The sequence below is a fragment of the Telluria beijingensis genome, from assembly GCF_030770395.1.
Taxonomy (GTDB): Bacteria; Pseudomonadota; Gammaproteobacteria; order Burkholderiales; family Burkholderiaceae_D; genus Telluria; species Telluria beijingensis.
This window is the reverse complement of the sequence record NZ_CP132480.1, coordinates 6,009,098-6,017,275: the sequence shown is the minus strand read 5'-3', so window position 1 is coordinate 6,017,275 and position 8,178 is coordinate 6,009,098. Positions and strand designations below refer to the sequence as shown.

The following is an 8,178-nucleotide window of genomic DNA, read 5'->3' as shown; positions in this document are numbered from 1 at the left end:
ACGAAATCGACGGCGAAGCGCACCGTTCACAGCAGCGAATTCAAGCGTGAAGCAGTAGCTCGCCTCAAGAGCGGAGCCAATGCTACCGCGCTTGCTCTTGAGCTCGGCGTAAAGCGTAACCAGCTTTACAAGTGGGCGAAACGGCTTGAGGAGGCTGGCGCTGAGAGCGCTTTCAAAGGTCCTGGTCGCCCAGCGGGCATAGAAGAAGACGAGCTTGTAAAGCTGCGCCGCGAGAACGAACGCCTGAAGATGGAGAACACCATCTTAAAAAAAGCGGAGGCGTACTTTTCGCAACGCAAGCCGTAAAGTACGCATTTATTCATCAGCATGCTGGCAGCCACCCGGTGGCTATGATGTGCCGTTTGTTGAAAGTTAGCCGCAGCGGCTGCTACGCATCACGCGAGCGCCCAGAGAGCGAACGCAGCAGCCAGGACATTGCGTTGCGCATTCGCATTGAGGCATTGCATGAAGCGCATCGCCGTGCACCCGGCACGATAAAAATGTGGCGCCTGCTACAGGCCGAGGGAGTGGCGTGTGGCCGCAACCGAGTGGGCAGATTGCGCCGCATCGCAGGGATCGAAACGCGACGTTCTGCGCGCTTTAGAAAGATGCGCACCTATCAAAAAATCGAGCCTGCAGCAGACGATCTTGTGAAGCGCGAGTTCAGCAGGGCCGCGCCGAATAAGGTGTGGGTCGGAGACATGACCCAAATCGCAACGCGCAAAGGACCGTTACATCTGGCGGCCTTCATCGACCTGTGTACGCACCGCGTCGTCGGCTGGACCACAGGGTCCAGTCAAACAGCAAAGCTGGCGATAGCCGCGCTGCAAGCCGGGTTCACGCAGCAAAAACCGCAGGCAGGATTGATCTGTCACACCGACCAAGGCTCACAGTTCGCCTCGGCCATGTTCAGGAATTACCTCAAGGATCATCAAGCCCGCCCGAGCATGAGCAGGCGAGGAAACTGCCACGACAATGCCGTGGCAGAGAGCTTCTTCTCGAACCTGAAGAATGAAGTTACCTGTTCAGTATCGTGCGATCATATTCCTCGTCGTAGCTGGCCTTTGTTCCGTGCAAAAGCTATGCTGGGCGACTTGATTGCTGGGTTCAGCAATCCCAGTATTCAATCGCATCGGGAGCAGTTGGCAGCATGAGTTCAAGCATTCACCCACAGGCCCGCACCACACCGAAGATTCGCCAGGAAATCAAGGATTCAGGCCTGTCCTCCAGAGAAGCCGCCAAGGTCTTCAACATCACCCGAGCCACGGCACAGAAGTGGCTTGGGCGCGACGATGTGCAGGATCGCTCTCACCGGGCACATACGCTGCGCACGACACTGAGCCAGGCCCAGGAAGCCATTGTCCTTGCTCTGCGCCAGTCGCTCTACCTGCCGCTCGACGACCTGCTGTTCATCACAAAGCAGTACATCAATCCGGCCGTCTCGCGAGCAGGCATTGCGCGCCTGCTAAAGCGTGAAGGCATGTCGCGTCTGACGGATTTGATTGCGACTGCCGAGGGCGAAAAGATCACGCCGAAGAAGACCTTCAAGGATTACGAACCCGGCTTCATCCACATCGATATCAAGTACCTGCCGCAGATGCCGGACGAAACCTCCCGCCGCTATCTGTTCGTCGCCATCGACCGGGCAACACGCTGGGTTTTCATGCACATCTACGGCAACATGACCGAGGCGAGCAGCGTCGATTTTCTACGCCGGCTCAAGCTGGCTTCGCCCATCAAAATCAACAAAATCCTGACTGACAACGGCTCGCAATTTACTGATCGCTTCACTACCAAAGACAAGAAACCAAGCGGCAAGCATGCTTTCGACGTCGCCTGCGCAGCCCTGCCTGCCGCGCATCGGCTGGCACCGCCGCGCCATCCGCAAACCAACGGTATGGTCGAACGTTTCAACGGGCGCATCAACGAGCTGCTACAGCAGACCCGTTTCGACAGCAGGGCCGATCTGCAGGCCACATTGCTCAACTATCTAAAGCTTTACAACCACCATATTCCGCAGCGCGCCATCGGCAGCAAAACGCCCGTCCTCGCGCTAAAGGAATGGCAGCAGAAGCGGCCAGAATTATTCGTTAAACGAGTTTATGATCAAACGGGACTCGACAGTTTTTATATAGGTAGATTGTCTTATAATGATATATATATGTTTGTATATGGTTTATATATATCTTTTATATAATTATATATATACATTATTTACAGTTCTTATTTAGACGTGAACCTGGCTGGCTGCTTGTGCAATATATCTTTGAGCATTAGCAACTAAACCGGTCGCGTCATTACCGTTGCCAACGCCTCTCAGGAGGTCTGTGATTGATCCAGCTGATTGGTGGAACACTTGAGCAACCGGGGGAAGTAAGTGAGCGGTGATGTAGGCAGCGATGTTGTTGCTTTGGCTGTTGCGAGAGTTGTACAATCTCTTGACGATGCAGTACTCTTCATTTAAGAAACTAGAGTCACTGCTGGCTAAGATTGCATCCCAAGCGGCTTCGAAGTCATAGATTCTTCCACCTCCGGCACAACCCAGGGCTGGTCCGACAGAGTATCGGAGTTGACNGCAACCGGGGGAAGTAAGTGAGCGGTGATGTAGGCAGCGATGTTGTTGCTTTGGCTGTTGCGAGAGTTGTACAATCTCTTGACGATGCAGTACTCTTCATTTAAGAAACCAGAGTCACTGCTGGCTAAGATTGCATCCCAAGCGGCTTCGAAGTCATAGATTCTTCCACCTCCGGCACAACCCAGGGCTGGTCCGACAGAGTATCGGAGTTGACCAGGGTTGATGACGAGTTGATTGATAAGATTCAAGTTTTGTCCCACGTGTCCGAAGAAGGGACCGAGAGATTGTCTGAAGCCGGCGAAGTTTCCGGACCTGACGCCGTCTGTGTAAGAGTTAATGACGTTAGCGGCTGCACAGGCATCACCGGGGATACCGGCAGATAGATGGGCGATAATTCCGGCGGTTTGGGCCACCGCTGATGCTTGACTTGCATAGTCGCCCTGGCTGGCCATGTCCTTCAAGATCTCTTGAACGTTGAGGATGGCGATGCTTTTGTCGGTGTCATCGACGTAGTCCCATGCACGTGAGATTACGGAACTAGCTTTTCCATCATCAATGTCGCGTGGAATTTCATTATCACTGTATTGATTGATGGTCACCGATGGTGCAGCGTAGGCGCTTGTAGCGACGAGTAATACCAAAAATATAGGCTTCATTTTAGTGGTCTGTTATGTGACAATTAGGCGATGATCTTTGCCACGACGCCGGCGCCGACGGTACGGCCACCTTCGCGGATTGCGAAGCGCAGGCCTTCTTCCATCGCGATCGGAGCGATCAGCTTGACGGTGATCGAGACGTTGTCGCCTGGCATGACCATTTCTTTGTCTGCTGGCAGTTCGATCGAACCGGTCACGTCAGTCGTACGGAAGTAGAACTGAGGACGATAGTTGTTGAAGAACGGGGTGTGACGGCCGCCTTCGTCTTTCGACAGGACGTAGATCTCACCGGTGAAGTTGCTGTGCGGCTTGATCGAACCTGGTTTTGCCAGGACTTGACCACGTTGCACGTCTTCACGCTTGGTACCGCGCAGCAGCAGGCCGACGTTGTCGCCAGCTTGACCCTGGTCCAGCAGCTTGCGGAACATTTCCACGCCGGTGCAGGTGGTCTTGACGGTGTCGATGATGCCGACGATTTCGATTTCTTCGCCGACTTTGATCACGCCACGCTCGACACGACCGGTCACGACGGTGCCGCGGCCCGAGATCGAGAACACGTCTTCCACTGGCATCAGGAAGGCGCCGTCAACAGCGCGCTCTGGCGTTGGGATGTAGGTGTCCAGGGCTTCTGCCAGGCGGGTGATGCACTCTTCGCCCATTTCGCCAGGCTGGCCTTCCAGGGCCATACGTGCCGAACCCTTGATGATTGGCAGGTCGTCGCCTGGGAACTCGTACTTCGACAGGAGTTCGCGGACTTCCATTTCGACCAGTTCCAGCAGTTCTGCGTCGTCGACCAGGTCGCACTTGTTCAGGAACACGATGATGTATGGAACGCCAACCTGACGCGCCAGCAGGATGTGCTCGCGGGTCTGTGGCATTGGGCCGTCAGCGGCCGAGCACACCAGGATCGCGCCGTCCATCTGCGCGGCACCGGTAATCATGTTCTTGATGTAGTCGGCGTGGCCTGGGCAGTCGACGTGTGCGTAGTGACGGTTTTCGGTTTCGTACTCGACGTGCGCGGTGTTGATGGTGATGCCGCGTGCTTTTTCTTCTGGTGCCGCGTCGATCTGGTCGTAGGCCTTGGCTTCGCCGCCGAATTTCTTCGACAGGACGGTCGCGATTGCTGCCGTCAGGGTGGTTTTACCGTGGTCAACGTGACCGATGGTGCCGACGTTGACGTGCGGCTTGGTCCGTTCGAATTTACCTTTTGCCATTTCGCATCATCGGCCACCTGACCGACTTCAAGCCGGCGTTCCGCAGCAAGCTCGCCGCCCTGGCCGACGAACAGACGCAGATGAGCATCCGGTGGATGCTGATGCGGCTGCGCGCCGCGGTTGTCAAGCATAAGAAGCGGCATGCGGCGCTGGTTCCCTCGGCCATGGGTGCGGATCACAAGAAGAACAACCCCGGGCACCCGCTCGGCGCTACCGGCCAACAGCGCCCGGCCATCNGCGGCTGCGCGCCGCGGTTGTCAAGCATAAGAAGCGGCATGCGGCGCTGGTTCCCTCGGCCATGGGTGCGGATCACAAGAAGAACAACCCCGGGCACCCGCTCGGCGCTACCGGCCAACAGCGCCCGGCCATCGGCGATGCCAATGCCTGCAAGCTGTGCCCTGCAAAAGGCGGCACCGCGCACTCGATCAGCTTCGCCACCGGCGCCGAGACTTTCACCCACCTTGACTTCGTTCTGGATGCACCGCTTCCTATCGAATGGAGCGGCACCTACCGCAGCCAATTGACCGCCTATGACCGCGGCAACTTCGGCGCGCGCTGGCTCACTCCGTACAGTACCCGTATCGACGTCCTCGGCCAGGGAAAGCCCACCGCCCTGCTCTATCACGCTGCCGATGGTCGCAGTCACCGTTACCCCTGGCTGGGCGTTGGCCAGCGGCACCACGATCCGGTCGAGCAAATCACGCTCACCCGCATGAGCGCTACCCTGCTCACGCTCGACTTCGGCAAGCCTTTACCATACGGCGAACCCAGCCCCTGGCGCGAGTCCTACGAGCTGGTCGACACGGTGCGCGCCAAGGTAGCCGACTTGGGCAAGGAGCATTTCCGGCTGATCGCGCTGCATTCCCGCGACGGCGCCGCACTCGGCCTGCGTTACGACCACGTTGTCGCCAGTGGTCCGTACGCTGGCGAAGAAGTGCTCAGCGACATCATCAGCAAGCAGGGCGAGACCATCGTAGCCCATGCCGGTACCCAGATCGATCCTGGTAGCGGCTGCATCCGCGCGCTGTGGGAAATCAAGGATGGCAAGCTGCTGCGCCAGCTCGCTGCCTATGACTACGACGAGCACGGCGACCTGACCCGCGCCCAGGACGAAAACGGCGCCGCCTGGCAGTACCAGTATGACCGCCACCACGTCACCCGCTATACGGACCGCACTGGGCGCGGCATGAACCTCGCCTACGACACCAGCATCGACAGCGGGCCACACGCCAAAGCGATCCGCGAGTGGCTTGATGACGGCAGCTACGACACCCGGCTCGAGTGGAACAAGAACATTCGCCTGACCTACGTCCTCGATGCGCTTGGCCACGAGACCCGCCAGAACTTCTTTACTATGCTGAGCAGTACAATGAGATTCTGACCCAGTGTTGTGCAGAGGCTGACAAGGAAAGCTGCCTGACCCCGAAGCTTGATGGTGTGAAGGAGAAAGCATTGGTCTCATCTGTCCGTCAGAGAATGAAGTGCTCCAGTATGCAGAAGTTTGGAGAGAGAGCTTTTAAAGCATGGGCAGTAGCTCGTCTGAGCCAGACATTCCCCAATGCTGACTTTGCAGAAATCACCAAATTGGCAACAGACCTGACCAAAGTCAACAAGGAGTGCTGCCATGGTGACCTGCTGGAATGCGCAGATGACAGGGCGGAACTTGCCAAGTACATGTGTGAAAACCAGGCGACTATCTCCAGCAAACTGCAGACTTGCTGCGATAAACCACTGTTGAAGAAAGCCCACTGTCTTAGTGAGGTGGAGCATGACACCATGCCTGCTGATCTGCCTGCCATTGCTGCTGATTTTGTTGAGGACCAGGAAGTGTGCAAGAACTATGCTGAGGCCAAGGATGTCTTCCTGGGCACGTTCTTGTATGAATATTCAAGAAGACACCCTGATTACTCTGTATCCCTGTTGCTGAGACNGCTGCTGATTTTGTTGAGGACCAGGAAGTGTGCAAGAACTATGCTGAGGCCAAGGATGTCTTCCTGGGCACGTTCTTGTATGAATATTCAAGAAGACACCCTGATTACTCTGTATCCCTGTTGCTGAGACTTGCTAAGAAATATGAAGCCACTCTGGAAAAGTGCTGCGCTGAAGCCAATCCTCCCGCATGCTACGGCACAGTGCTTGCTGAATTTCAGCCTCTTGTAGAAGAGCCTAAGAACTTGGTCAAAACCAACTGTGATCTTTACGAGAAGCTTGGAGAATATGGATTCCAAAATGCCATTCTAGTTCGCTACACCCAGAAAGCACCTCAGGTGTCAACCCCAACTCTCGTGGAGGCTGCAAGAAACCTAGGAAGAGTGGGCACCAAGTGTTGTACACTTCCTGAAGATCAGAGACTGCCTTGTGTGGAAGACTATCTGTCTGCAATCCTGAACCGTGTGTGTCTGCTGCATGAGAAGACCCCAGTGAGTGAGCATGTTACCAAGTGCTGTAGTGGATCCCTGGTGGAAAGGCGGCCATGCTTCTCTGCTCTGACAGTTGATGAAACATATGTCCCCAAAGAGTTTAAAGCTGAGACCTTCACCTTCCACTCTGATATCTGCACACTTCCAGAGAAGGAGAAGCAGATTAAGAAACAAACGGCTCTTGCTGAGCTGGTGAAGCACAAGCCCAAGGCTACAGCGGAGCAACTGAAGACTGTCATGGATGACTTTGCACAGTTCCTGGATACATGTTGCAAGGCTGCTGACAAGGACACCTGCTTCTCGACTGAGGGTCCAAACCTTGTCACTAGATGCAAAGACGCCTTAGCCTAAACACATCACAACCAAAAAATATAGAAAAGGAATGAGTTTGTAGCCCTTTTTTCCTTCGAAACACCTTTCGGTGAATGAAGTATCGCAGTTGTATGAAAAATTGTGCTGTTAACAGCTCTAGCTACTTCTTGCCCTTGGTGGCCTTTTCGGCAGCTTTAGTGACCTTGCCACCACCAGCCTCCTTGAAGTTGACAGCCTTGATGACTCCGACAGCAACTGTCTGCCTCATGTCACGGACAGCAAAACGACCGAGGGGTGGGAATTCCTGGAAGGACTCTACACATAGAGGCTTGGAAGGTACCAAGTTGACAATGGCTGCATCTCCAGACTTGATGGATTTTGGGTTGACTTCAGTAGATTTACCAGTACGACGGTCAACTTTTTCTTTGATTTCTGCAAATTTGCAGGCAATGTGGGCAGTGTGGCAATCCAAGACTGGTGTGTAACCGTTTGAGATTTGACCAGGATGGTTAAGCACAATGACTTGAGCTGTAAAATCTGCAGCACCCTTAGGTGGGTTGTTTTTGGAGTCACCAGCAACATAACCACGACGCAATTCCTTGACGGACACGTTCTTTACGTTGAAACCTACATTGTCTCCAGGTACAGCTTCTTGGAGAGCTTCGTGGTGCATCTCCACAGACTTGACTTCAGTAGTGATGTTGGCGGGGGCAAAGACAACAATGGTACCTGGTTTCAACACACCAGTTTCAACTCTGCCGACGGGCACGGTACCAATACCACCGATTTTGTATACGTCTTGCAGGGGAAGACGCAGGGGCTTGTCAGTGGGGCGGGCAGGTGGCAGGATGGCATCGAGAGCTTCAATGAGGCATTTTCCGTCAGCTTTGCCTTCCTTACGCTCCACCTGCCATCCCTTGAACCAAGGCATTTTGGTTGAAGGCTCCAACATGTTGTCTCCGTGCCATCCAGAAATGGGCACGAAAGCGACAGCAGCTGGG

At 54.9% G+C, this 8,178-nt stretch carries 5 protein-coding genes and 2 pseudogenes (1 of these 7 running past the window's edge); 5 read left to right on the top strand and 2 right to left on the bottom strand.

Annotation, left to right across the window (positions count from 1 at the left end):
• Positions 1 to 27: 27 nt before the first annotated feature.
• From Q9246_RS26610 to Q9246_RS26485, 3 genes and pseudogenes are all read left to right on the top strand, one after another.
• Positions 28 to 306: pseudogene (locus Q9246_RS26610) on the top strand (transposase); the annotation flags it as partial.
• Positions 273 to 1,154, top strand: a pseudogene (locus Q9246_RS26490) (IS3 family transposase); the annotation flags it as partial. The pseudogenes Q9246_RS26610 and Q9246_RS26490, both read left to right, overlap by 34 nt.
• Positions 1,151 to 2,197, top strand: coding sequence for an IS481 family transposase (locus Q9246_RS26485; protein ID WP_306394444.1), 1,047 nt, complete (start codon positions 1,151 to 1,153; stop codon positions 2,195 to 2,197). The pseudogene Q9246_RS26490 and the gene Q9246_RS26485, both read left to right, overlap by 4 nt.
• A 1,057-nt stretch (positions 2,198 to 3,254) precedes the next feature.
• Here Q9246_RS26485 and tuf (Q9246_RS26480) read toward each other — a convergent pair.
• Positions 3,255 to 4,445: an elongation factor Tu gene (tuf, locus tag Q9246_RS26480; RefSeq protein WP_109345418.1), complete on the bottom strand. Its 1,191-nt coding sequence runs from the start codon at positions 4,443 to 4,445 to the stop codon at positions 3,255 to 3,257.
• A gap of 298 nt (positions 4,446 to 4,743) precedes the next feature.
• On the opposite strand from tuf (Q9246_RS26480), the gene Q9246_RS26475 reads away from it, so the two are divergent.
• Together Q9246_RS26475 and Q9246_RS26470 are read left to right on the top strand one after the other, a co-directional pair.
• Complete coding sequence (locus Q9246_RS26475; RefSeq protein ID WP_306394441.1) at positions 4,744 to 5,826, top strand: RHS repeat domain-containing protein; 1,083 nt, start codon at positions 4,744 to 4,746, stop codon at positions 5,824 to 5,826.
• A 577-nt stretch (positions 5,827 to 6,403) separates the two neighbouring features.
• Positions 6,404 to 7,216 (top strand): hypothetical protein, encoded by an 813-nt coding sequence (locus Q9246_RS26470; protein WP_306394440.1) that lies wholly within the window; start codon positions 6,404 to 6,406, stop codon positions 7,214 to 7,216.
• Between the two features lie 121 nt (positions 7,217 to 7,337).
• Here Q9246_RS26470 and tuf (Q9246_RS26465) read toward each other — a convergent pair whose 3' ends face one another.
• Positions 7,338 to 8,178, bottom strand: the 3' portion of a protein-coding gene (tuf, locus tag Q9246_RS26465) for a translation elongation factor EF-1 subunit alpha (RefSeq protein ID WP_306394437.1). The gene runs 551 nt beyond the window's last position; only the last 841 of its 1,392 coding nucleotides appear in the window; the start codon falls outside the window, past its right edge; it ends in the stop codon at positions 7,338 to 7,340.